The organism is Paenibacillus sp. 1182, assembly GCF_017833915.1.
GTDB classification, from domain to species: domain Bacteria; phylum Bacillota; class Bacilli; order Paenibacillales; family Paenibacillaceae; genus Paenibacillus; species Paenibacillus polymyxa_D.
On sequence record NZ_JAFICR010000005.1, the window covers coordinates 445,218 to 468,539 of the forward strand.

Below are 23,322 nucleotides of genomic sequence, written 5' to 3' on the forward strand. Positions count from 1 at the left end.
ACTAAGAAATGAAAAAAGAAATCTCCTGGCTGGAATTGCGCAGCTTGGAGATTTCTTTTTTTTAGGCAAATGAGTGTCTATTTTTAGCCCGTTTTTTGTGATTTTGCCGAAGTTGTTTTGATCGGCGTGAAGTTTTTTCGTCCTCCGAAATTGGTACCCAGAACGCCGATGATGATTATCACAGCCCCAATAATGTGATAGTAGGCGAGTTGCTCCTTCAAAATATAAGCACCCGCAATCATGGAAATGAGGGTGGATAAATTACCGATCACACTCATTTTGGAGGCTTCGATCCACTTCAAGGCAAAGCTCGATAACAGCGAGGTGACGAGGGTAGACAGAATGCCCAGATAAACCAGTGCCATCCAATAACCAGGCTTCACCAGTGGAGCGGTATAGGCGCTCATGGAGCCGTCTATGGCATGATATCCCAGTGCCACCACGTTAAAAACGATACATCCCAAAATAGAGGTAACGTAGGTCAATTCCATTGGGTTGTACTTTTGTGTTAAGGGTCGTGCCAGCACATTATAGCCGGATAGGCATATCGCAGAAAGCACGAGCAGAAGAATACCGCCATAGCTACTGGATGCTAGCGGTGCTCCGCTTTTCATCACAAATATAAAAACCACGCCAAAGACAGAGAGCAGTAAGGAAATCTTCTGGACTACCGTTGTACGCTCTTTAATAAAATAGGAAGCTAACAGCAGCGTAAAGATGGGAACGGTTGCTTGGATAATTCCACCTTCCGATGAAGAAGTGCTCATCAGCCCGAAGGCTTGCAGTGGAAAATACACTAATGGCGAGAGCAGCGCCAGTGGTAAAATGCGCAGAATGTCACGCATCTTGATGTTGATCTTGATCCAACCGAGCAACACGGGAATGGTCAAAGCGATAAATGACAGCGCAAAGCGATGGGCAATCACATCCAGCGGGCTTGCCTCTGTGACTGTCAATTTTACAAATAAAAATGAAAATCCAAGTATAGCTGCATAGCTGAGAGCTGCCAGATAGGCGGCTCCATTTCTGGAACGACTGTGCATAATAAACCTCCGTAATCATGACCTTAACCTGTTGTTCTCTCAATATACCCGGATGGCACAACCTGATACAATCCATAAAATCTGCAACTGTACGGGTACAGTTGTGAAATGGAAAAAAGCCGGAACGAAGTCCCAGAGGTCGAATACCCTTCCCTAAGACTACTTCCAGCTCTTATCATAATTCATATTCTATCACTTACTGCTGGGTTTACTTCCCTTGTGACATCGCCCGGAACGAATCGTCCGCCGCTTCCAGCGTAGCATCCACATCTTCGTCGGTATGCGCTGTTGTGAGGAACCAGGCTTCGTACTTGGATGGTGCCAGATGAATACCGCGATCCAGCATGTGACGGAAGAAGGATGCGAATGCTTCGCTATCCGTATCCTGCGCCTGTGCGTAATTCGTGATCGGATGATCACAGAAATGCGTCGAGAAGGCTCCACGAATACGGTTGATCGTCAATGGCACGCCGTAACGTTCAGCAGAGGACTGAATACCGTCCGTCAGCCTCACGGCCAGACGTTCCATCTCTTCGTACACGCCTTCCCCTTGAAGGACTTCAAGGCAGGCGATGCCTGACGAGATGGACGCCGGGTTGCCCGCCATCGTACCCGCCTGATAAGCCGGGCCGAGTGGGGCAACCTGCTCCATGATGTGCTTGCTGCCGCCGTAGGCACCAATCGGCAGACCACCGCCCATGATTTTGCCCAGCGCGGTCAAATCTGGCTGAATCGCATCATGGTTGTCCAAACCTGCATACGTTTGGGTGGAACCGAAGTGGAATCGGAATGCGGTAATGACCTCGTCATAAATGACGAGTGAGCCGTTCGCACGCGCCATCGAGCAGAGCCCTTCCAGATAGCCTGGCTGCGGCATAACCATGCCGAAATTACCGACAATCGGCTCAACCATGACTGCCGCCACATCGTCGCTCCAACGCTCCAAGGCTTGGCGCAACGCGTCGAGATCATTGAATGGCACGGTAATAACCTCGCTCGCAATGTTGGTCGTAATGCCTGCGCTGTCCGGTATGCCCAGTGTGGAAGGACCGGAGCCTGCGGCTACAAGTACCAGATCCGAGTGACCGTGGTAGCAGCCGGCGAATTTGATGATCTTGTTCCGCCCAGTATAGGCCCGTGCCACACGAATCGTCGTCATAACCGCTTCTGTGCCAGAATTCACAAACCGGACCTTGTCCATGGAGGGAATTGCTTCCTTCAGCATCTTGGCCAGTTTAATTTCCAAGACTGTTGAGGTTCCGTACAATACGCCGTTCGCAGCCGCTTCGCTGATGGCCTTGGTAATATGGGGATGGGCGTGTCCGGTAATAATAGGGCCATAAGCCGCCAAATAGTCGATATATCGATTATCATCCTCATCCCAGAAATGAGCACCTTTAGCGCGTTTCATGAATACTGGAGCGCCGCCGCCCACAGCTTTAAAGGAGCGTGAAGGGCTGTTAACGCCCCCGACAATATGCTCCAGGGCTTCTTTATATAGTGCTTCGGAGTTTTCCCGTTTCATCATCAAAAACTTCCTTTCCGTTCATTAAAATAGGGTATACACACGCCAAAGGGCAGCGTTCACGGCTGCCCCTGCATACATCATTATAGCTCTTTTTGACCTGTCTTTGTTGTTGATTGTGTGGAAGCATCCTCATTACTGGTTTTACTGCCCCCTGTAAAAGAAGCTTTATCCTTCTTGGTAGACGATGCACTGTCTGGCTGTTTCGTTTCGTTCTGATCCTTGTTTTGTTCCTGTGTTTGTGTGGGTGGATTATTAAATATATCCTGCACATACGTTTTCAGTTCTTCCGGATCGCGGACAGTAAGAACTGCCGCGCCGCCCACATTCTCTTCTCCGAGCATCTTCATCGGTGGAACCTGTTCGCTGCCTGCAAAGTTGCTTTGGTACCCCACATTTGCCAGCTTCCACATATCGTTAACACTGAGATTCGTGTCGATGTACGGGTTAACCTGCTCTAAAATATTCGGCAAGTTAGCGATGGAAGTCGTGGTCTGCATTTTCTGGGCTACGGCTTCCAAGAATGCCCGTTGCCGTCCTGATCGGGAGAAGTCGGACATTGCATCGTGGCGGAACCGCACATATTGAAGCGCCGTATTGCCATCTAGATGCTGCATGCCCTTTTTCAAATCAATATCGTACTGATGTTTATCCGCATTACTTGTATAATGCATATCCTTTTCCACTTCAAAATCAATCCCGCCTACGGCATCCACCAGTTTGATAAAGCCCTGGAAATCCGTGTACACATAATATTGCACCGGGATGCCTAACAGGTCGCCAGCCGTCTTCATGGCCGTGTTGGGTCCGTGAGTAATGGCAGTGTTAATTCGATTTTTTCCATAGCCGGGAATATCCACGTACGTATCACGCAAAATAGAGAACAGGTGGATTTTTTTCTTAACGGGGTCCAGTGATACAACCATCATGCTGTCTGATCGGGGGACTTCCCCTTTCTGGATACCGCGCCCATCGACACCCATCAGTAAAATGTTAACCATATCGGTACCTTCCCACTTGGGTGGTTCTGGCGTACGAACCTGATCGACCTGCTTTACATTTTTGAAGGGGGAGTTAGCGCCCTCTTTATGCAGATTATCCAGCTGATTATAAATGGATGTAAAATAGTACACGGCAAAGCCGACAATCGCGACGATTACCACGGCTAGAACCGACCATATCGTCCTTTTGGTTCTGCTTGTCATGGATGCTCTCCCTTTCGCTTTTCAGTTCATTACATTATAATTTCTTTTTGGAGCACAATCAATTTAACTATGGATTTTACAAATCCTGATTGAGAGGTATAACATGCTGGCAATTGATGTGCAGGATCTGCGCAAAACATTTAAGGTTCAAAAAAATCGCGAGGGCTTAAAAGGTGCCTTCCTTGATTTATTCGCCCGCGAATACAACGAGGTAGCCGCGGTCAAAGATATATCCTTCCGTATTCCGCAAGGAGAAATATGCGGTTATATCGGTGAGAACGGCGCCGGAAAGTCCACCACGATTAAGATGCTGACAGGCATTCTCGTGCCGACATCGGGACATCTCAAGGTGGGCGGTTATGTCCCCTATGAGGAACGCGAGAAATTTGTAGGCAACATTGGCGTTGTTTTCGGTCAGCGCAGTCAGCTTTGGTGGGACATCGGTGTGATCGAGTCTTTTCAACTACTGCGGAAAGTATATCAGGTTCCGGCTACGGACTTCAAACGTAGGCTGGATGAGCTGGTAGAGAGGCTGCAATTGCAGGATCTGCTAAGCCGCCCGGTACGCAAGCTTAGTCTCGGGCAAAGGATGCGCTGTGAGCTGGTAGCTGCCTTGCTGCACAATCCGTCTATTGTTTTTCTGGACGAGCCGACCATTGGGCTTGATATTATGGTGAAATCCGAAATCCGCGAGTTTCTGAAGGACATGAACCGGGATCACGGTACGACTATTTTGCTGACGACCCATGATTTGCAGGATATTGAAGCGCTGTGCTCGCGCGTCATTATGCTGGATGATGGAAATATCATTTATGATGGTGGTCTGGAGGATCTGAAGGCGCGTTGGGGGACAGGTCGAGAAGTACGGTTCCAGTTCGGCACATCGACCCAATTGGAGCAATTACAGGCATGGACTGCTGATATGCCACTGGCTTGGACGATGGATAATGATTTGGCTGCCAAGGTATGGATTCCTCTTCATATTAATGTATCGGATGTGCTCGCTTGCGTAGTCGGTCGCACGGACATTACGGATATCAAAATCATTGAAACCAACACGGATGATATCGTCCGCAGTATCTATCAGTCTGGCTCGGCTGAACGCCAGGGCAATCCGATAGTGGAGGCTAAAGTTCATGCTTAGCGTATACACCGATTTTATTCGTATCCGATTTCTCACGATGCTTGCGTATCGTGTGAACTATTATTCAGGAATCCTTATTTATTGCATGAATATTGGCGTGTATTATTTCACATACAAAGCGATATATGGCGATGCGGGTAGCATTGGAGGCTTTACCGCTGCTCAGATGACGACGTATGTAGCAGTATCGTGGATGGCGAGGGCCTTTTATTTCAACAATTTGGATCGTGAAATCTCGACGGATATACGTGATGGAAGCATCGCTATTCAGATGATCCGACCTTATAACTATGTACTTGTTAAATTTATGCAAGGACTCGGCGAGGGAATGTTCCGTTTTCTGTTGTTTATGATTCCAGGTATGGCGATTGCGATGCTGCTATTTCCGGTGAAGCTTCCCACGGATCCGGTAGCCTGGGTTGGTTTTCTGGTCATGCTGTTTTTCAGCTTTATGATCAACACTCAGATCAATATTATTACTGGATTAACGGCCTTTTTTATCGAAAATAATGAGGGCATGATGCGTATGAAGCGCGTAGTTGTAGATCTGTTTTCTGGATTGATTTTGCCAATTAGTTTGTTCCCAGGCTGGCTGGCGACAATCGCCCAATGGATGCCGTTTCAGGCAATTACCTATTTGCCGGGCTCTGTATTTACGGGACGTGTAAAAGGCGTTGGCATTTGGAATGTACTGGGTATCCAAATCATTTGGCTGGTCGTTCTGCTCGTGCCGATGATCATCATTTGGCGACTGGCGCGCAGACGTCTGTTCGTGCAGGGAGGGTAAGCCGATGATGTACTATTTGGGTCTCATTAGCGAATATTTAAAAAATTACATGAAGTCACGGCTCACCTATCGGGCCGACTTTTGGGTAGAAGTTATTTCAGATCTGTTGTTTCAGGCCACGAATCTTATTTTTATCCTGGTTATTTTTATGCACACAGACAGTTTGGGTGGCTGGAGTGAAAATGAAGTCGTGTTCGTTTATGGATTTTTTATGGTTCCTTACGGACTATTCAGCTGTTTCGTCAACCTTTGGAACTTTAGCGAGCGTTATATTGTAAAAGGTGAACTCGACCGGGTAATGACCCGTCCTGCGTATAATCTGTTCCAGATTTTCCTTGAAAATGTGGACCCGCCCGCACTGGTCGGCTCAGTGATCGGTCTGATTATTATGGGGATCAGCGGGGCACAGATGGACTTGGCTATGGAGTGGTGGTTCATACCGGCGCTGATCATTTTGAGCCTAAGTGCCGTGGCGATCTATACAGGGATATACACCATATTGACTTCCCTTTCGTTTTTTTCGGATGCGCCGACAGGAATTATTCCGCTCATGTACAATATTCAGGGCTACGGACGTTATCCAGTAACGATCTATAACCGAGCCATTCAGGTTGTGCTAACTTGGATACTACCGTTTGCTTTTGTTGGCGTATATCCAGCCTCCCTGTTCCTTCACCGAGAGGACATGCGCCATATGGCGCTCTTAACTCCTGTGATGGGAATTGTCTTTCTGACCTTGGGCTTACTGGCATGGAACTGGGGAATTCGCCGCTACAGAGGGGCAGGCTCATAGGTCAGGTTATATAAGAACCCCCACAAGATAGGAGATGATGAGATGTCCGCGGCATTTACCGTTATTGGACAAGCGGCACCGGATTTTGAATTGCCTGGCAGTGAGGGAAAGCATGTTAAGCTGTCAGATTATCGAGGCAGTAGGGTGTTGATATATTTCTATCCCAAGGACTTGACCTCTAGCTGCTCGACACAGGCTTGTGATTTTCGGGATAAACATACGGAGTTTGAAGGTTTGAACACGGTGATTCTGGGGATAAGCCCTGATCCACTCAAGCAGCATGACAAGTTTATTGCCAAGTACGGACTCCCTTTTCAGTTGTTATCTGATGAAGAGCGTCAGGTCGCTGAGACGTATGGTGTATGGCAGCAAAAACAGATGTACGGCAAGCAGTACATGGGCATTGTTCGGTCTACGTTCCTTATTGATGAAAATGGTATCTTAGTTCACGAATGGCGTGGTTTAAGAGTAAAAGGGCACATTGATGCTGCGCTGGCATACATTCAGGATATGGCGTAAGTGAAGAACAAAAAAACCTTTTGGAATCGGATTATGCTTCTTTAAGCATCGGTTTCAAAAGGTTTTTGTTAATTTTTGGATACGTCCTGTCGATGCTTCCACTTTTGCTTGCAGAAATAAACACCCCATAAAACAAGCGGAATGATCAAGCCGTTTGTATAATGCCAGGTAGACATGGGATAAACAAGAGTTCTTACATAATAAAACACATTTGGGGTTATCAAAATGGTCATACCAAACACAAGCGCTCCTGCGGGGATGACAAAGGAGCGGATATTAGAAATTCGGAATAGCTGGGTTGTTCCGAAAGTAAACGCGTAAAAGAAAAGGACACCTTTGAAATAGGCAGCAAGTGCCCAGGTTAAAGTTACTAACGATTCAACTCGTGTAATATAATTGAGCTCGTTAATCTTTGTTGTGAGAGCAGAAGAAATGTATGGACTATAATTGGTCACAAAGGGACCAACGACAAGGAGAGAGAGAAGCAGAAACACGCTAATCAGGAATCCGCCTATAAGAGAGGCGAGCAACATGTCCTTTTTAAAATGGGCTTTTTTGTTTACATAAGGAAAAACCATGAGCATAATAGACATTTCGGCAAAAGGCATAGCCACGCCTGGAACCATTCCTTTAGCAACAGGAGCTAACCCGTTTTCCAAAACAGGCCGTACATTAGAAAGCTGAATTTGTGGCAGGAGTGCAAGGATCAGACCAGAGAAGATTAATATATATGCTGGTAATAGCATCTCGCTAACACGACCGAAAACTTCAATTCCCATTAGCGCAGTAAGCACCATTAGGGAAATTCCCATAACGAGCAGGACATGCAGAGGGGTTTGTACAAATAACTGGGTAGTCAGGTAATCGCCTACCTCTCTAGCAATAAGAGCGGTGTTCATTAAAAAATAATACAAATACCAGCAGGAGACAATGGTTCCGAATACAGGCCCGAAAATTTTACGGATCGCTTCAATAAGTGTAAGGCCCGGGTAGAGTTCATGGACACGAAGGAGCACGTAAATAATAATTAAACCTAACGGTATGGACAGTATAGAGCTGATCCAGGCATCCTGATGAGCAATATGCGTAATCATAGTCGGATAAATTAAGAGCATATCCCCGATTAAACACATAAACATAAGGACAGTCACTTGCCGAACACTGATACGTTCTTTTTTTGACATTTGTGGCTGCCTCCCTTCTAAAAGCCAAATACATGTGAAATAAAAGCGTTAACAGGGTTATAGATGATCTCTATCAGAATCAGCGGACTTGGCGTAACCTCTAATTTGGCAGCAAGAATACTAAGCCATGTGCCTAATCCGAGCATAACGATGTACACGAACATATCCTTAAAGCGATGCTTTCGGTACAAGCCTGGCAAATCTTTGGCAGCGATGGCTAAGCCGATACAGATAATGATAGTGGTAATCAGCATGTCGATGCTCCTTCCTTTGAGGGTGAGGCTCAACCAGATCCCAGGCTATGATTGCCTTTCGATCTCAACTTGTATACGACAAGCAGCAGTAAAGGCAGGACAACGGAATCCGTCAAATCCCAATAAATCCAAGCGTGGACGATCGTATCTAGATAATAAGTAATGTTGGGTGCCGACACGATAATCAGACCAAACAGGATCATAAAGCTAGGGCCAAGAAAGGTCCGTACATTGTCTAATCGCAGTAGCTGAGTCATTCCTAAGGTAAAGGCATAGAAGTGTAAAATGGTTTTAACAAAGGTAGTGATAATCCAGGCTATGCTCATCATGGATTCAACTCTCTGTAAGAAATTTCCTATGTTGATTTTTTTAGATAGCGTATAAGAGGTATACACACTATGTTCGGTTACAAAAGGGCCCAGAACCATGAGAGAAACCAAGAGTAGTACGCTTAACAGAACGCTGGCAGTAAGTCCGGCTAGCAAAACCGATTTTTTTAGACCCGGTTTTTTGTTCACATAGGGAAAAATCATGAGTAAAAAAGCTAATTCTCCGAATGGGTAGGACAGTGCAAATAGGCTGCCTTCCATAATCTTGGGAATACCTAGCTCCAGCATAGGCTTAAGCTGCTGACTTTCACATTGGGGAAGCAAGCACAGGATTAAAAACAAAGTGAAAGCCAAGCATAATGGTAATAAGATTTGAGCCGTACGAGCAATAGGCTCTAATCCCATATACATCCCCCACATAAGCGCAAGAATTAAGAGTAAATTGATAACAGGCAGAGGCGTCATAACATAAGTCTGGCTGTTCATAAAATCCCCGACCTCTCTTAAATAAATCGCGGAATTCATTAATAAATGGAACAAATACCATATCGAGATGAGGGAGCCTAGCCACGGTCCCAAAATTCTCTGGCAGAGTTGAATAAAGGTGAGATCAGGATATAGCTGATGTACCCGCAGGAGTAGCAGTAATACAGCCAATCCTGCTGGGATACTTAGGAATGAGCTGATCCAGGCATCCTGCTTGGATATGCTTGTAATGAGGGAGGGATACACCAATACGCAGTCTCCGATAATACTCAAAAATACGAGTACGGCTATATTTCTGATGCTGATACGCCCTTTCTCCTCCACCCAGCTCACTCCTTCATTTGTTTTTGGAATGATTCAAACAAGGAACCAATTTTTTTAATCTTTGTCTGTGCCTTATATTCAATCTGTAAGTCCATAAATGGATTTTCTTTTTCTTCTTTTAGTCTTTTCCAAAGCTCGGGTTTGGACTGGTGAATCAGTTGACCAAAGCCGAAAATGTCTGACTTAAACTCATGCCGAACGGTCTCTACGGAATGTTTCATAATTTCAACAATTTTTTCATTGCTTGCGGCTTCAATTTCTTTAATATCGTCCATACTGTCTAGCTTCATATGCTGGCAGTTGACTTCTCGTACTGTGCTGTTGTTGGTAACTGATATAGAGATAACAGGTTCTCCATCACGAATGATTACTTTTTTTTGAGTGTCGCTACTCAAGGTTAATAGGGCAATGTTACCCCCACCCTGACAATCGGTGTGCCCCGTTGTAGACTCCACTTTATCCCTGATGTAACTGAGCCCTTTACTGTCAAGTTCATTGATCCATCCCAGCAATCGGTCTTTTTTGAATACACCATTACCCGAAAACCGCAATATGGTTTCAGGCGATATACTTTTGGTGGCATCCATACCTTTTTCATTGGTCGACTCTATATCTCCCACAGCTTCCAATGCGGGCAGAGTGGACTGGATGTCGGGATTAACCAGATCGCTAAGAAGTTGATCCATGGTTACTTTGGTAGCAGGAGCCCAGGTTTTGGTTAAGGTATCTAACGAAGCAAATAATTTATTTGCCGGCAACTTTTCCATTGGAGTGGGGATCTTTAACATCGTAGAAGCCTTGTTATTCTTGGCTATCGCAATATAAAAGTCACTTCTTGTGAAAGGCTCTCGCATCATGGCTTCAATCGCATCAGCAATTCCCTTTCTCGCATACTCCTCACCTAAAATCAGCATACGAATATGAGATAAGTAAATGGCGCGCGGACTTGTATTCGTCATTTTTTCAATGGCCTCTTGAATCGTGGGTGCAGTGGCCTGATAAGTAACGACTGGAGGGCCTGCACTTGGTGAAGATTTGGAAGCTACAGCAGAAGGAATGACCACCTGAGCGGTTACCTGATACTGGTCTCCTTCTATATCCACACCGATCCCAATAGCTATGCCCAGCTCATTTAATTCTTGGCGATCCCAGCAACCACCTAACAGTAATGCAATCAGGCCCCAGACGAAGAACAAATGTATGGTCTGCTTCATGGTTGATCCCTTCTGGTTTTTGATTTATTACCGATCCGTCTTTTTTTCGTTTTTTGGCGGATCGTATTTTGGATAGAGATGGATTGAGGACGCTTCGTCATATGAGGCCAAGGCAAGCGAAACAGCGTATCTTTCATATCGCTTTCCACATAGGGGCCAAACGGACTCATGTAAGATACTCCAAACGATCTCAGACTGGTCAAGTGCAGCAAAACTACGATTAACCCCATCAATATTCCAAGAAGCCCAAAGGCTGCGGCTAGCATCATTAAGGCGAAGCGTATAATACGAACCGCTATCGACAGGCCGTTTTCTGGAATAACATAGCTGGAGATGGCGGTGATTGACACGATAATGACCATAGCCGCCGAGACAACCCCCGCATCCACGGCTGCTTGCCCAATGACCAATGTGCCTACAATAGATACAGCCTGTCCGACTGTCCTCGGAATTCGGACTCCTGCTTCACGCAAAATTTCATAAGTAATTTCCATGAGCATCGCCTCGACAAAGGCTGGAAACGGTACGCCTTCCCTTTGTGCAGCGAGACTGACCAATAAGTTTGTAGGAATCATCTCTTGATGAAAGGTAGTTACCGCGATATAAACTGCCGGTGCAAGCAAAGCGATAAAAAAGGAAAAGAAACGCAGCAAACGCAGCAACGTGCTGATATCAGCACGTTGGTAATAATCCTCTGCCGACTGGAAAAATTGCACGAATAGCGCAGGAATCAACAGAACAAAGGGTGTCCCGTCCACCAAGATAGCAATCCGCCCCTCCAACAGGCTGGCAGCGACCGAATCCGGACGCTCGCTGTTATAAATGGTGGGAAACGGAGTGAAGGATTCATCCTGAATTTCCTCTTCGATGTAACCCCCTTCCAAAATTCCGTCAATATCAATTCGGTCCAAACGTTCTCTCAGTTCCTGAATAACCCCTTCGTCAGCAATTCCTTTGATATACATCACGGACACATTGGTATGAGTGACTTGACCGATCTGTCTTGTTTCCATCCACAGGCGCGGATCGCGGATTCGCCTACGAATTAGAGCGGTATTGGTACGTAAATTTTCGGTAAAAGCCTCCATTGGACCCCGTACGACACTTTGGGATTGGGGTTCGCTAACACTGCGATCCTCCCAACCGACCGCATCAATCCATATGCCCTTGGCGTATCCGTCCAGCAAAATGATAATACCGCCAGATAGCATCTGGTTGAATAAGGCATCCATTTCGTCCACACTACCTGAGTTACCTGCAATCAAAACTTGATTCTTCAAATAGTCGAATGGTTCTGCGCCCTCCGGTACATGATGTTCATTTACTCGCATCAATGAACGGAGAACGGAATCATGGAGCAATTGAGTATTGACCAGACCATCAATATAAAATAGAGCTGCTGGCCATTTTTGCATCCATAATAGCTCTTTAATGATTACATCTCCGCTGTTTCCAAAGGAGCTTTCGATATGATTCACATTATCCTTCAAGTTAGAGGACACATGAGTAAGTGGACAACTTTTATTCTGATTTGGCATACGTAAAATCCTCCGATATTGGAGTTTGTTGGCTTAGTATGCTCTGAATATATGAATTTATGCCTTGCGATTATAGAAACGAATGCAGTCTGACATTCGCGATTTGCTCCGGTGAAGGGAGGAGTGGTATGTCTTTTGTTGCTGGGGATTTTACTTATGGATTAAGCGGTAGTTGGCTTGCGGGGTAGGGGCCATTTGTCTGGATACATTATTAATACGGGAGACCCCATTGTATTTACAGGGTCCATTGTTGGGCATGCTGACGGCGTAGAGTCAAGGAATCATCGGAGTTCTATGCTTGGTGCAGGGGTGGCGATTGAAATGATGGAGCCGCGTACGTTGGGTTTGGCTGGAGGTGCGGGGTTTATTGTGATATCTATCGTGATTTTGATGTATTATGCAAGGACTCGTAGCCGCAAGGCAGCATGAGTGTGATTACTTCGTGTCATCCTTGTTGCTGGTTTTCACCGACTTTTCGGATTTGCGTAGCGAGCTAAATAGGAAGCTTCTCCACCGGTAAATAATATACAGCAGGATTATGAACCCAACGACTCCCGCAATTCGCAGTGCATACAGCTCTACCAAATGGAAAATGGCATCCCATTGGGGACCAAACAGCTTGCCGATGCTTAGAAAGAGGATGACCCAGAATAAAGCGCCGCTGTAAGCATATAAGACAAATTTACGGAAAGAAAGAACAATAATTCCGGCAAAATAACCGGTAAAATGCCTGACACCGGGGATGAAATATCCAAGGAAAATAAGCCAGTATCCATATCGTTGAAACCATTTTTGTGTTTTCTGAAGCTTGTCCGGCGATAACAAAACCCATTTACCATATTTCTGAATAAAGGGGAGTCCAGCCCACTTTCCGATAAAGTAGGTAATAGTCATACCGATGGTCGTGCCCAAAAAAGCTAGCAGCATCAGTTTACCGAAATCCAGGGTACCGGCATAGGAGAGATATCCCGCATAAGCCATGGTGGTTTCCCCGGGAAATGGTAAAGCAATAAACTCAAGCAGCAAGCCGAAAAAAAGGACGCCGTAGCCGTATTCTTCGAACAATTGCGCGATCCACTTCAGCACATCCATCGTTTACACTCCTACGAACAGATTGAGTATTTTAGAATCAATTCATTTTAACAATCTTTTCATGCCCACTCAACTCCGGTTGATTTCTTGACGTCTTGTTTTATCGTTGCGTATAATGAAACGAACAATTGAGGGAGGCACGGTAATGAATAAGCCTAATGAAATCGTTGTAGTTCTTGATTTTGGAGGACAATACAACCAGTTAATCGCAAGAAGAATTCGGGATCTCGGCGTATATAGCGAGCTCCTTCCATACAATACGCCTGCGGAGAAGCTGAGAGAGCTGGCGCCAAAAGGGATTGTTTTCTCAGGCGGACCTTCCAGCGTATATACAGACAATGCTCCTCAGGTGGATCGGGCAATTTATGACCTGGGCATTCCTATCTTTGGTATTTGTTATGGCATGCAGCTGATGGCTCACCAACTGGATGGTAAGGTAGAACGTGCGGGCAAGCGTGAGTATGGCAAAGCAGACGTGCAATTCAATCAGGATGCCCGCTTGGCTAAAGGACTGGATTCTCGTCAAACCGTATGGATGAGCCATGGGGATCACGTAACAGATCTGCCAACCGGCTTTACACTGGATGCAGGAACAGAGAGTGCGCCGATTGCCGCGATGAGTAACCTGGAGCGGAATCTGTATGCGGTGCAATTCCATCCAGAGGTACGTCATTCCGTTCAAGGTAACGAGATGATCAGCAACTTCCTATATGAAGTGTGCGGTTGTGAAGGCAACTGGACGATGGAGTCGTTCATTGAAGATCAGATTCGCGAGATTCGTCAACAGGTAGGCGACAAAAAAGTATTGTGTGCTTTAAGTGGTGGCGTGGATTCTTCCGTTGTAGCGATGCTTATTCACAAAGCGATCGGTGACCAACTGACGTGTATGTTCATAGACCATGGATTGCTGCGCAAGGGTGAAGCCGAAAGTGTAATGGAGACGTTCGTTGGTAAATTTGATATGAAAGTTGTCAAAATTGACGCACGTGAGCGCTTCTTGTCCAAGCTGGCAGGAGTCGATGATCCGGAACAAAAACGTAAAATCATTGGTAACGAGTTTATCTATGTGTTCGAGGAAGAATCTTCTCAATTTGACGATTTTACTTTCCTGGCACAAGGTACGCTGTATACGGATATTGTAGAGAGCGGAACTGCAACGGCACAGACCATTAAATCCCATCATAATGTGGGTGGTTTGCCGGAGAACATGAAGTTCAAGCTGATCGAGCCGTTGAATGCCCTGTTCAAGGACGAAGTGCGTAAAGTCGGCGAAGAATGTGGACTGCCAGCTGAGATTGTATGGCGTCAACCATTCCCAGGTCCGGGTCTTGCCATTCGTGTACTGGGCGAAGTGACAGAGGACAAGCTAACCATTGTTCGTGAGTCGGATTACATTTTGCGTGAGGAGATTGCTAAAGCCGGTCTGGACCGGGAAATCTGGCAATACTTCACCGCTTTGCCGAATATGAAGAGTGTTGGCGTTATGGGCGATGCTCGTACGTATTCTTACACCGTAGGTATTCGTGCAGTAACCTCCATCGACGGTATGACTGCTGACTGGGCGCGTATCCCTTGGGATGTGCTGGAGAAAATCTCCGTTCGTATCGTAAACGAAGTGGATAACGTGAATCGTATCGTGTACGATATTACTTCCAAACCACCAGCTACGATTGAGTGGGAATAAGCGTGGAGACTTCCGCGCCGTAACCATGAATCCTTTAAGATTTACCAATACAACATCAGGACTCCTCCGTATCGGCGAAGTATCGCTATGCGGTGGGAGTCTTTTTTACGGGGGCAAGCAAGGACGAGATATGAAGTCATTTGTTGTTGCAAAACGGAATATGAAGTTGAAAAAAGGAGATATTATTCAATGGTAATGTATCTCCTTTTTTATATGGTTTTATTAGATTCAAGCTATAAATAGTTTAAATCAAGTATGAAATTAAACGTTCACCTCTTTTTCATGTCATGCTCTAATGGTGTCATGTTTTGATACTAATATATTTTATAATGTACCTAGATTAAAGTGTTACATATCTCGTTTCATTAAACGTTGTTCTAAGGAGAATAAAGAGATGAAAAAATTATTTCTATCGTCCTCATTTAAGGATGTTGCACCATGCTTAGTCCATTTCGCTGGTGAAAACTTAGAAGGAAAAAAAGTCACCTTCATCCCAACCGCGAGTATTCCAGAGAAAGTTAAGTTTTATGTGAATTCAGGGAAAAAAGCATTAGAGAATTTAGGATTAGTCGTGGATGAAATCGAAATCAGCACAGCACCATTGAATGAAATAGAGAGTAAAATTAGAGAAAATGACTATATTTATATTACCGGAGGCAACACATTTTATTTACTTCAAGAGTTAAGAAGAACCGGGGCTGACAAAATCATTGCTGATGAAGTTAATGCAGGGAAGTTATACATAGGTGAATCGGCAGGTTCGATGATTTTATCACCGAATATCGAATATGCCCGACTTATGGACAATGTGCAGGAAGCGCCTGCTTTGGATTCCTTTGTTGCGCTCGGGATCATTGAATTCTACCCAGTCCCCCACCATACGAACATCCCGTTTAAAAAAGCGGTGGAGAGCATCATTGAGGAATATGGCAGCCAATTAAATTTATATCCAATCAGCAACGCGGAAGTTATTTTGGTTGAAGGTGATAGGATAAAAGTCGAGAATGCATGACTTCATTAAAAAAAGGTAATTTTTCTAGAGGAAGGTCCACTGCATTACCACCATCGAGTGGAGTAGGATTTTAACTGATTACAATATAAAGAACATTCAATTCCACATCATCGTGGTACTGAATGTTCTTTTTTATAATTCTACCTTACCATACAATCTTTTTCCCGGTTGCAGCCGATTCCTCGATGCGATCCAGTAGCTGATGCAGCTTTAAGGCATGGTTGAAATCAGGAGCGAGACGGGTGCCCGTCAAAATATCCTCGGCAAATACATGATGAGCCTTGGCTACATTCAGGGTTACCCCTTGTTTTGGAAAATCCAGTCCGTCATCAGGCTCAGCAGTTACACTTATTTGTTCAAACGCCCCATTAGGACCATGACTCTGCGTACTGCTTGGATCGTACGCAAGTTTTTCGAGCGTCAGATTCCCAAATTGAACATGCCCAAGCGAAGGATTCTGTGTCAATCGCAAAATACCCTTTTTCCCCTGAATCTCTATCTCAAACTTAGAATTCACTCCGCCCTGAATGTGAACGGATATCGGCGCCCCCTTGTCCAATAGTCCGTGAATCAGAATCTGATCGGCTGTATCCTTGGAAATGACTTCACCCGTTTCCTGAATAGTGGCTTCGTTATAGCGAGATGATGTGATGGCCGATAGCTCGCGGAATTCGCCAACGATGTATTGCAGCGCATCCAGAGAATGCCCGCCGTTAATCGTCAGCAGATTAGCGCCATTGGCTCTGTTCAGCAAATAAGCAGTGTCCTGATTTACTTGTCCACCTTTGCCGGAAGTAGCTACTTGCATATGACAGGATAGAATTTCACCAATCTCTCCGCTCTCCACCAATTTTTTCATCGTTTGCACTTCAAGATCCTGCCGTGCCTGCAAGCCGACGGTATGATGAATGCCTGCCAGTGCCGCCGCCTTGACCATTTCAGCAGCTTCCGCAGTGTTTGCCCCCAAGGGCCATTCACAAAAAATATGCTTTCTCTCTTGAATTGCCGCCATCACCGCCTCATAATGATGGGGAACTTTTACGCTCACCACGACCATGTCCACATCCTCGGAAGCTGCGAGCTTTTTGGCATCATCAAAAGCCAGTGCCGCCCCTACTTCTTCTGCACTTTGTCGTGCACTCTCCATACGGGAGGTACCGACGGCAGTGATATCCAGGTTTGAGTGCTTGAGCAACGCCGGAATATGCGTTTGACTAGCCCATTTATTATTCATCGAACCTCCTACGATACCTGCACGAATCTTCTTTATTACCATGTTGCCATACCTCCTAATTTTTAAATGAGGGTGGAAAGTAGCGTCCAAGGTCAATATAATACACTTAACTCATAAATAATAATGCTTGTTTATGATATAGGTATCATTTTATTTGATGGGAGGTGAAGGGATGGATATTGAAAATATGCAGGCATTTGTTTCGGTGGCGGAGCTGAGAAGCCTGACAGAAGCTGCCCAAAAGCTGAATCATCTGCAATCGAATATGACGGCTAAAATAAAGAAGCTGGAGGCCCATTACGGCACAGCGTTATTTTACCGAAAGCCCCGGGGTATGGAGCTGACACCTGCAGGAGAAATCTTATATGCTCAGTTCAAGCAAATGTTGTTGCTGTGGCAAGACACGGAGATGAAAATGAGACCGCAGGAGGAAAAGCTGCGCATCGGTACCATGCAGTCCATCGTGGCGGGCGAAACAACGAGGGCGCTCACGAAGGTATATGAGCTGTATCCGCAGGCTTCGGTTACATTAAAAACCGGAACCACCACGGAAATGGAGCGATTGATCCTTGACGGCGAACTCGATATTGCTTTTGTTACAGGGTATCCCGCTAACCCGTATATTCATTATCAAAAATTATGCCGTGAAGAACTGGTACTGGTGGGGAAAGGCATACATGAAGGCTCGGATCTTAAACAGGTACTCCAAGGAGCGTCTATTATCATATTGTCGGATGGCTGCCTGTACCTCACGTATTTAGAGAAGATGTATCAGGACATGCAATTGACCCATGGCGAGGTTGTGGAGGTTGGTGTGTTTGAAACGATGGTACAATTTTCCTTGATGGGAATGGGAATCACCCTCATGTCCAAAAGGCTGGCGCGGCAATTCAAAGTAACATCCTATTTGCCCGCTCCCCCAACCTTTGGCTACATGGATACATATTTAATAACCCGGCCAAATCACGAAATGACAGCGATTGAACATAAATTTATCGAAATCAATAATACGATCTAATAGAGTAGGAGTGGAATTAGATTGACAAATAATCAGGGCAAGTACCAAGGTAGCCATGCCGTATTCCTGGGCGATAGTATTACGTTTGGATATGAATTACGTGATGGAGAAAAGCCATACCCCCACCTCGTGAGTGATGTATTAGGATTCCAAACTTTTGAGAATCATGGCATATCCGGCAGCAGTGTAGCCAGCGGTGGCTTTGAACCGATGTGTGAGCGTTATGAGAAAATGAACCCTCATGCGGACGTGATCTTTTTTATGGGGGGAAGAAACGATTTTTCGATGGGAGAAATATCGTTCGGTAGCTTGGATACGCCATCGACAGAAACGCGTACGTTTTATGGTGCGCTCAAGCATATTGCCGAAGGATTAATTAACCGTTACCCGGACAAGCTGATCGTCTTTTTGACCCCGCCTCACGGATCAAGTGATACCGTTCCTGAGCATCTGCCTAATGCTATCACAGGTCAAGTCTATAGCGCGTATGCACAGGCCGTGAGAGAAGTGGCCTCACTGTATTCTTTCCCGTGCTGCGATCTGTGGAATATCGCTGGAATTCAACCACTGTTGCCTGTGCATAAACAGATGTACTTTACAGGGGAAAATGGTATCCCTGACGGCCTGCACCCGAATCAGGCAGGCCACGAGCGGATGGCGGCTCGTATTATCGGATTTATGAATACACTGTAATGTATGGACTATTTCATCGTTTCATCGAATGACCTTAACTACAATTCAAGAATGCTCAGGCTATTTGTTTAGCTTGAGTATTCTTGAATTGTAGGATTTGTCTATATAGACTTGTCTCAGGACTTGTTTATTTTTAGTGAGGGTGTATAATACTTGATATATCAATTGATAGGTCAAGTATTAGGAGGATGGTTTGTCATCGAACATTGCTCTGAAAAAAGTCAGTTGTTTTATCGCATGCATCTTTTGTGTAAAGAAATGAATAACGCTTTTGAAGCACAGTTAAAAACCAGTTTTACCAAGGTTGAAATTTTGTATCATATTGACCATCGTCAGGAACTAAGCCAGCTAGAGCTCCAACATCTGCTCGTTCTGGATGGTGCAGCAGTGACTCGACATCTACGAAGGCTGGAAGAGGAAGGTTTGATTTTACGTAGTAAAAAAGAGCAGGATAAGCGTGTGACCTATATACGTTTGACCGAATTAGGGGTTCAAGAGCTGCAAGTTTTGTCAGAGCAAAGACAAGCCTTCCAGGAAAAGCTGCTATGTAAGTTTACAGATGAGGAAATTGTGGCTTTGACAGATGTACTACAGCGTATGTCCAACAATGTGAAGAATATATAAATGTGAGGAGGAAATGAATATGAAAGCCATCGTTATAGATCAGTATGGAAGCAAGGATGAATTGAAAGAAAGAGAAGTGCCTACTCCTACACCACTGGCTCATCAGGTTGTAGTCAAAGTGGCGGCTACCTCCATCAACCCAATTGACTGGAAGTTGCGTGAAGGTTACTTAAAACAAATGATGGATTGGGAGTTCCCGATTATTTTAGGCTGGGATGTAGCCGGCACTATTTCGGAAGTAGGCAGCGAGGTCACCGATTGGAAAGTGGGAGATGAAGTGTTTGCACGCCCGGACACCACACGGTTCGGTACTTATGCCGAGTATACCTTGGTGGATGATCACCTGTTGGCGCGTAAACCTGCCTCAATTTCTTGGGAGGAAGCCGCTTCTGTACCTTTGGCGGGGTTGACTGCTTGGCAGGCGCTTTTTACACATGGTCAACTGACCAAAGGGGAAAAAGTATTAATCCACGCAGGTGCAGGTGGCGTAGGCATGTTTGCTATCCAGTTTGCCAAACAAGCCGGAGCCTATGTCATTACTACAGCCAGTGAGCGTAATCATGAATTGCTTGCTTCATTGGGAGCCGACCAAATCATTGACTATCACACAACTCGTTTTGAGGAAGTTTTATCTGATGTGGACGTGGTGTTCGATACGATGGGCGGGGATGTTCAGAAGAATAGCTTTAAGGTAATGAAAAGGGGCACTGGACGGATCATATCCATTGTGAGCAATTTTGACGAAGAGCTGGTAAAGGAGTACAACGTAACGGCCAAAAACATATGGCTGGAGCCCAACGGACAGCAACTGCAGGAAATTGCCGACCTGTTGGAGCAAAAGAAAGTAAGATCGGTAGTGGGAGCGACGTTTCCTTTTTCGCAAAAAGGCATATATGATGCACACGCTTTAAGCGAAACCCACCATGCTGTTGGAAAAATTGCAATAACCTTCTCATAAGGATGAATACACATATACAGCACGAAAGGAATTGCGCACGATGAAGATTTTAGAAGATTATTTTCACTACTATGATTTAGCAAAAGATGACGAGAAGAGTAGAGAGCGATTAATTAGCCTTTTTTCTGAGAAGATTGAGTTTGTATTGAATGGTGATCGAAAACAAGGTATGAACAGTTGGAAAAGCTTCTTGAATATGTTCTTTGAGGGATCGCTCGAAATCAAGCATATGTATGAAGGTTGGAAACCTGTACCCAGAGAACCTGATACCTATCAAACCAAATGGGCAGTGTGTGGTAAAAAAGCAACAGGCGAAGTTTATACACTTACTGGAGTGGACAAGGCTCGGCTGGATGCGGAAGGTAAGATCGTTTATCTGGAGAATATCCCAGACACAGCGAATACATTTGATAAGTACAAAAACATCTGATTCCCTTAAATGATAACCCGTTAGCTGCATAATAGCTTGCGGGTTTTCTGTTTTCCGAACAATACATATATGTTTAATTTGTAACATTCGCTTTTTCTGTTGACAAGCAGTAGGTGAGAGCCTAAAATAACGAATGTAATAATATAGCGCATTGAATGCGAATATTACTTCAAACGAACGACAACAATACGAGTATGCTTTGCGTAGGAGGAATTACGACTCATGGAGCGTTTCTTTAAATTAAAGGAACATGGCACGAACGTCCGCACAGAAATTATAGCGGGGATTACTACTTTTATGACCATGGCTTATATTCTGGTGGTCAACAATACCTTTTTAGGTCCGACTGGAGCAGGTATGCCCAGTGAAGCTGTCTTTTTTGCGACGGCGGTAGGTGCAGGTTTGGTTACCATACTGATGGGGCTATTCGTTAATGTGCCGATCGGCATGGCGCCGGGTATGGGCTTGAATGCTTATTTTATGACTGTAGTCCTGAGTTCTAATGGCATGATTACTTGGCAAGCGGCACTTGGCGCTGTATTTATATCCGGTATCGTCTTTCTGATTTTAACCGTGACACGAGTAAGACAGATGCTGCTTGTTGCAGTTCCGGAAAATTTAAAGACAGCCATTACAGTGGGTATCGGTTTGTTTATTACGATTGTCGGCTTCAAGCTTTGTAATCTGGTTATGGTGAGCATCGTTCCAGGGACAGATGTTGGTCAACCGGTTCCGGGTCATGCTTTTAATTTGATTCTGGGAAGTCTGGTACATCAAAAGGATGCACTGCTGGCGCTAATCGGATTGCTTATTATCGCAGCACTGATGGTCGTTCGGGTCAAAGGTGCATTGCTGATTGGGATCGTAGCTACTACATTAATCGGTATTCCGATGGGAGTAACAAATTTGAGTAGCTTGACAACAGGCAACTGGATTCCTGATTTCAGTAATTTGGCTGTAGGTCAGTTAGACTTGAAAGCAGCTTTGCATATCGGTCTGTTTGATATCATTTTCATTTTCACATTTGTAGAGTTGTTTGATACGTTCGGTACCTTGGTAGGTACGGCTACACGCGCGGGTATAATGAAAGATAAGAAAAAAGGCGAGAAAATTATCGGTAAAGCAATGCTGGTGGATGCAGTTGGGGTAAGTACTGGTGCAGTATTGGGTACAAGTACGATTACAGCATTCGTAGAAAGCTCCGCAGGGGTAGAAGAAGGCGGACGTACTGGACTGACTGCTGTAACGACAGGTGTTCTGTTCTTGTTGGCCCTGTTTATTGCACCGTTGGCTCTGGTTGTGCCTTCTGCCGCTACTGCTCCAGCTCTGATTATCGTTGGGGTCCTAATGATGAGTCAGGTTCGCAATATCGACTGGGATAACTTCCTGTTGGCGTTTCCTGCATTTTTGACCATCGTGCTGATGCCTTTCACAGGTGGAATCGCGAATGGTATCTCTGCTGGTATTCTGTCTTACGTTGTGCTGGCTGTGTTTAGTAACCTGTTTACCAGCAATAAAGTTAAAATTCACTGGCTCATGTGGGTGCTTGCTATTATTGTAGTGATCCGCTTTGCCTTTATGGGCTCCGAATAATCAGTAGATATAGAACACAGAACCTCTTTCCTGTTGCTTAAGGGAAGAGGTTCTTTTTTTTGTAGTTAGACGCAGATAGATACAAAGGAGCTATTATATAGAAGGAAAACGAATAATAATAAAGTATTGTGAAACCTTATCTAATAAATGCTTGCAAAAGGGATATGTATATGGTATATTCTAATTCCGGCCAAGAAATACAATATTGCGAGCGAGTGTTACAAAAAAAGATTTCAAAAAAATGCTTGCAAAGTTGGTTCGGACATGGTAAGATATAAGAGTTGATGAGGCGACAAACCAAATCGACAAGAAAAGAATGTTTGATCTTTGAAAACTGAACAACGAGTGAGTAAAACGATTTTGTTCGCAAAATCAAACAAGAGATATTTTATCTCGTCAGTTTCAAAATGAGCTTATCGCTCTTTCTATAAACCAACTTTGGTTGGTCTTTAATGGAGAGTTTGATCCTGGCTCAGGACGAACGCTGGCGGCGTGCCTAATACATGCAAGTCGAGCGGGGTTATGTAGAAGCTTGCTTCTAAATAACCTAGCGGCGGACGGGTGAGTAACACGTAGGCAACCTGCCCACAAGACAGGGATAACTACCGGAAACGGTAGCTAATACCCGATACATCCTTT

The 23,322-nt window shown here is 45.1% G+C and carries 23 protein-coding genes and 1 rRNA gene; 14 read left to right on the forward strand and 10 right to left on the reverse strand.

Going from position 1 to position 23,322, the window contains the following annotated elements:
* Positions 1–83: 83 nt before the first annotated feature.
* From JOD82_RS13410 to JOD82_RS13420, 3 genes are all read right to left on the reverse strand, one after another.
* Positions 84–1,043: a DMT family transporter gene (locus JOD82_RS13410; RefSeq protein WP_209949427.1), complete on the reverse strand. Its 960-nt coding sequence runs from the start codon at positions 1,041–1,043 to the stop codon at positions 84–86.
* A 208-nt stretch (positions 1,044–1,251) separates the two neighbouring features.
* The gene (locus JOD82_RS13415; RefSeq protein ID WP_269465967.1) at positions 1,252–2,568 is read right to left on the reverse strand and encodes a glutamate-1-semialdehyde 2,1-aminomutase; all 1,317 of its coding nucleotides are present in this window, start codon (positions 2,566–2,568) and stop codon (positions 1,252–1,254) included.
* An 83-nt stretch (positions 2,569–2,651) separates the two neighbouring features.
* The gene (locus tag JOD82_RS13420) at positions 2,652–3,773 is read right to left on the reverse strand and encodes an LCP family protein (protein ID WP_069291107.1); all 1,122 of its coding nucleotides are present in this window, start codon (positions 3,771–3,773) and stop codon (positions 2,652–2,654) included.
* 103 nt (positions 3,774–3,876) lie between these two features.
* On the opposite strand from JOD82_RS13420, the gene JOD82_RS13425 reads away from it, so the two are divergent.
* The 4 genes from JOD82_RS13425 to bcp are packed head-to-tail and all read left to right on the forward strand — an operon-like array spanning position 3,877 to position 7,016.
* Positions 3,877–4,917 carry an ABC transporter ATP-binding protein gene (locus JOD82_RS13425; protein ID WP_028540997.1) on the forward strand — a complete coding sequence of 347 codons (1,041 nt, stop codon included), beginning with the start codon at positions 3,877–3,879 and terminating at the stop codon, positions 4,915–4,917.
* Positions 4,910–5,704, forward strand: a complete 795-nt coding sequence (locus JOD82_RS13430) for an ABC transporter permease (protein WP_053324641.1) — start codon at positions 4,910–4,912, stop codon at positions 5,702–5,704. Before JOD82_RS13425 ends, JOD82_RS13430 begins: the two co-directional genes overlap by 8 nt.
* Positions 5,705–5,708: 4 nt before the next feature.
* Positions 5,709–6,497, forward strand: a complete 789-nt coding sequence (locus JOD82_RS13435) for an ABC transporter permease (RefSeq protein WP_025718032.1) — start codon at positions 5,709–5,711, stop codon at positions 6,495–6,497.
* 42 nt (positions 6,498–6,539) lie between these two features.
* On the forward strand, positions 6,540–7,016 hold the full coding sequence (gene bcp / locus JOD82_RS13440) for a thioredoxin-dependent thiol peroxidase (RefSeq protein ID WP_209949429.1): 477 nt from the start codon (positions 6,540–6,542) through the stop codon (positions 7,014–7,016).
* Positions 7,017–7,084: 68 nt separating this feature from the next.
* Here bcp and JOD82_RS13445 read toward each other — a convergent pair whose 3' ends face one another.
* Genes JOD82_RS13445 through JOD82_RS13465 form a run of 5 tightly spaced genes read right to left on the reverse strand, consistent with a single transcriptional unit; the run spans position 7,085 to position 12,345 of the window.
* Positions 7,085–8,200 carry a GerAB/ArcD/ProY family transporter gene (locus JOD82_RS13445; RefSeq protein WP_209949431.1) on the reverse strand — a complete coding sequence of 372 codons (1,116 nt, stop codon included), beginning with the start codon at positions 8,198–8,200 and terminating at the stop codon, positions 7,085–7,087.
* A gap of 17 nt (positions 8,201–8,217) precedes the next feature.
* The gene (locus JOD82_RS13450) at positions 8,218–8,454 is read right to left on the reverse strand and encodes a hypothetical protein (protein WP_029515754.1); all 237 of its coding nucleotides are present in this window, start codon (positions 8,452–8,454) and stop codon (positions 8,218–8,220) included.
* Positions 8,455–8,483: 29 nt separating this feature from the next.
* Complete coding sequence (locus tag JOD82_RS13455) at positions 8,484–9,593, reverse strand: GerAB/ArcD/ProY family transporter (protein WP_209949433.1); 1,110 nt, start codon at positions 9,591–9,593, stop codon at positions 8,484–8,486.
* Positions 9,594–9,598: 5 nt separating this feature from the next.
* The gene (locus tag JOD82_RS13460) at positions 9,599–10,807 is read right to left on the reverse strand and encodes a Ger(x)C family spore germination protein (RefSeq protein WP_209949435.1); all 1,209 of its coding nucleotides are present in this window, start codon (positions 10,805–10,807) and stop codon (positions 9,599–9,601) included.
* A complete protein-coding gene (locus JOD82_RS13465; protein ID WP_029515751.1) occupies positions 10,804–12,345 on the reverse strand; it encodes a spore germination protein in 1,542 nt (513 codons plus the stop codon). Before JOD82_RS13465 ends, JOD82_RS13460 begins: the two co-directional genes overlap by 4 nt.
* 195 nt (positions 12,346–12,540) lie before the next feature.
* Here JOD82_RS13465 and JOD82_RS13470 point away from each other — a divergent pair, with 195 nt between their 5' ends.
* On the forward strand, positions 12,541–12,774 hold the full coding sequence (locus JOD82_RS13470; protein ID WP_029515750.1) for a hypothetical protein: 234 nt from the start codon (positions 12,541–12,543) through the stop codon (positions 12,772–12,774).
* Positions 12,775–12,780: 6 nt separating this feature from the next.
* Here the strand turns inward: JOD82_RS13470 and JOD82_RS13475 are convergent, their stop codons facing one another.
* Entirely contained in the window at positions 12,781–13,437 is a 657-nt protein-coding gene (locus tag JOD82_RS13475; RefSeq protein ID WP_029515749.1) for a DedA family protein, read from the reverse strand.
* 145 nt (positions 13,438–13,582) lie between these two features.
* On the opposite strand from JOD82_RS13475, the gene guaA reads away from it, so the two are divergent.
* Positions 13,583–15,121 carry a glutamine-hydrolyzing GMP synthase gene (gene guaA / locus JOD82_RS13480; protein WP_013308777.1) on the forward strand — a complete coding sequence of 513 codons (1,539 nt, stop codon included), beginning with the start codon at positions 13,583–13,585 and terminating at the stop codon, positions 15,119–15,121.
* Positions 15,122–15,515: 394 nt separating this feature from the next.
* The gene (locus JOD82_RS13485; RefSeq protein ID WP_209949437.1) at positions 15,516–16,133 is read left to right on the forward strand and encodes a peptidase E; all 618 of its coding nucleotides are present in this window, start codon (positions 15,516–15,518) and stop codon (positions 16,131–16,133) included.
* A 145-nt stretch (positions 16,134–16,278) separates the two neighbouring features.
* Here JOD82_RS13485 and JOD82_RS13490 read toward each other — a convergent pair whose 3' ends face one another.
* Positions 16,279–17,409, reverse strand: a complete 1,131-nt coding sequence (locus JOD82_RS13490) for a Gfo/Idh/MocA family protein (protein ID WP_209949439.1) — start codon at positions 17,407–17,409, stop codon at positions 16,279–16,281.
* Between the two features lie 130 nt (positions 17,410–17,539).
* Between JOD82_RS13490 and JOD82_RS13495 the strand changes: the two genes are divergently transcribed.
* The 7 genes from JOD82_RS13495 to JOD82_RS13525 all read left to right on the forward strand — a co-directional run.
* The gene (locus JOD82_RS13495) at positions 17,540–18,385 is read left to right on the forward strand and encodes a LysR family transcriptional regulator (RefSeq protein ID WP_029515746.1); all 846 of its coding nucleotides are present in this window, start codon (positions 17,540–17,542) and stop codon (positions 18,383–18,385) included.
* 21 nt (positions 18,386–18,406) lie between these two features.
* Positions 18,407–19,078: an SGNH/GDSL hydrolase family protein gene (locus tag JOD82_RS13500; protein ID WP_069011295.1), complete on the forward strand. Its 672-nt coding sequence runs from the start codon at positions 18,407–18,409 to the stop codon at positions 19,076–19,078.
* Between the two features lie 153 nt (positions 19,079–19,231).
* Complete coding sequence (locus tag JOD82_RS13505) at positions 19,232–19,702, forward strand: MarR family winged helix-turn-helix transcriptional regulator (RefSeq protein WP_039270704.1); 471 nt, start codon at positions 19,232–19,234, stop codon at positions 19,700–19,702.
* Between the two features lie 19 nt (positions 19,703–19,721).
* The gene (locus JOD82_RS13510; RefSeq protein ID WP_069011296.1) at positions 19,722–20,660 is read left to right on the forward strand and encodes an NADP-dependent oxidoreductase; all 939 of its coding nucleotides are present in this window, start codon (positions 19,722–19,724) and stop codon (positions 20,658–20,660) included.
* 40 nt (positions 20,661–20,700) lie between these two features.
* Positions 20,701–21,090 (forward strand): nuclear transport factor 2 family protein, encoded by a 390-nt coding sequence (locus JOD82_RS13515; RefSeq protein WP_069011298.1) that lies wholly within the window; start codon positions 20,701–20,703, stop codon positions 21,088–21,090.
* A gap of 222 nt (positions 21,091–21,312) precedes the next feature.
* Positions 21,313–22,683: an NCS2 family permease gene (locus tag JOD82_RS13520; RefSeq protein ID WP_023987039.1), complete on the forward strand. Its 1,371-nt coding sequence runs from the start codon at positions 21,313–21,315 to the stop codon at positions 22,681–22,683.
* 449 nt (positions 22,684–23,132) lie between these two features.
* A 16S ribosomal RNA gene (locus tag JOD82_RS13525) occupies positions 23,133–23,322 on the forward strand; the annotation flags it as partial.

Excerpts from the sequence above, each read along its gene's own strand:
- JOD82_RS13410 (WP_209949427.1), bottom strand. The coding sequence starts at position 1,043 with ATGCACAGTCGTTCCAGAAATGGAGCCGCCTATCTGGCAGCTCTCAGC.
- JOD82_RS13415 (WP_269465967.1), bottom strand. The coding sequence starts at position 2,568 with ATGAAACGGGAAAACTCCGAAGCACTATATAAAGAAGCCCTGGAGCAT.
- JOD82_RS13420 (WP_069291107.1), bottom strand. The coding sequence starts at position 3,773 with ATGACAAGCAGAACCAAAAGGACGATATGGTCGGTTCTAGCCGTGGTA.
- JOD82_RS13425 (WP_028540997.1), top strand. The coding sequence starts at position 3,877 with ATGCTGGCAATTGATGTGCAGGATCTGCGCAAAACATTTAAGGTTCAA.
- JOD82_RS13430 (WP_053324641.1), top strand. The coding sequence starts at position 4,910 with ATGCTTAGCGTATACACCGATTTTATTCGTATCCGATTTCTCACGATG.
- JOD82_RS13435 (WP_025718032.1), top strand. The coding sequence starts at position 5,709 with ATGATGTACTATTTGGGTCTCATTAGCGAATATTTAAAAAATTACATG.
- bcp (WP_209949429.1), top strand. The coding sequence starts at position 6,540 with ATGTCCGCGGCATTTACCGTTATTGGACAAGCGGCACCGGATTTTGAA.
- JOD82_RS13445 (WP_209949431.1), bottom strand. The coding sequence starts at position 8,200 with ATGTCAAAAAAAGAACGTATCAGTGTTCGGCAAGTGACTGTCCTTATG.
- JOD82_RS13450 (WP_029515754.1), bottom strand. The coding sequence starts at position 8,454 with ATGCTGATTACCACTATCATTATCTGTATCGGCTTAGCCATCGCTGCC.
- JOD82_RS13460 (WP_209949435.1), bottom strand. The coding sequence starts at position 10,807 with ATGAAGCAGACCATACATTTGTTCTTCGTCTGGGGCCTGATTGCATTA.
- JOD82_RS13465 (WP_029515751.1), bottom strand. The coding sequence starts at position 12,345 with ATGCCAAATCAGAATAAAAGTTGTCCACTTACTCATGTGTCCTCTAAC.
- JOD82_RS13475 (WP_029515749.1), bottom strand. The coding sequence starts at position 13,437 with ATGGATGTGCTGAAGTGGATCGCGCAATTGTTCGAAGAATACGGCTAC.
- guaA (WP_013308777.1), top strand. The coding sequence starts at position 13,583 with ATGAATAAGCCTAATGAAATCGTTGTAGTTCTTGATTTTGGAGGACAA.
- JOD82_RS13485 (WP_209949437.1), top strand. The coding sequence starts at position 15,516 with ATGAAAAAATTATTTCTATCGTCCTCATTTAAGGATGTTGCACCATGC.
- JOD82_RS13490 (WP_209949439.1), bottom strand. The coding sequence starts at position 17,409 with ATGGTAATAAAGAAGATTCGTGCAGGTATCGTAGGAGGTTCGATGAAT.
- JOD82_RS13495 (WP_029515746.1), top strand. The coding sequence starts at position 17,540 with ATGGATATTGAAAATATGCAGGCATTTGTTTCGGTGGCGGAGCTGAGA.
- JOD82_RS13510 (WP_069011296.1), top strand. The coding sequence starts at position 19,722 with ATGAAAGCCATCGTTATAGATCAGTATGGAAGCAAGGATGAATTGAAA.
- JOD82_RS13515 (WP_069011298.1), top strand. The coding sequence starts at position 20,701 with ATGAAGATTTTAGAAGATTATTTTCACTACTATGATTTAGCAAAAGAT.
- JOD82_RS13520 (WP_023987039.1), top strand. The coding sequence starts at position 21,313 with ATGGAGCGTTTCTTTAAATTAAAGGAACATGGCACGAACGTCCGCACA.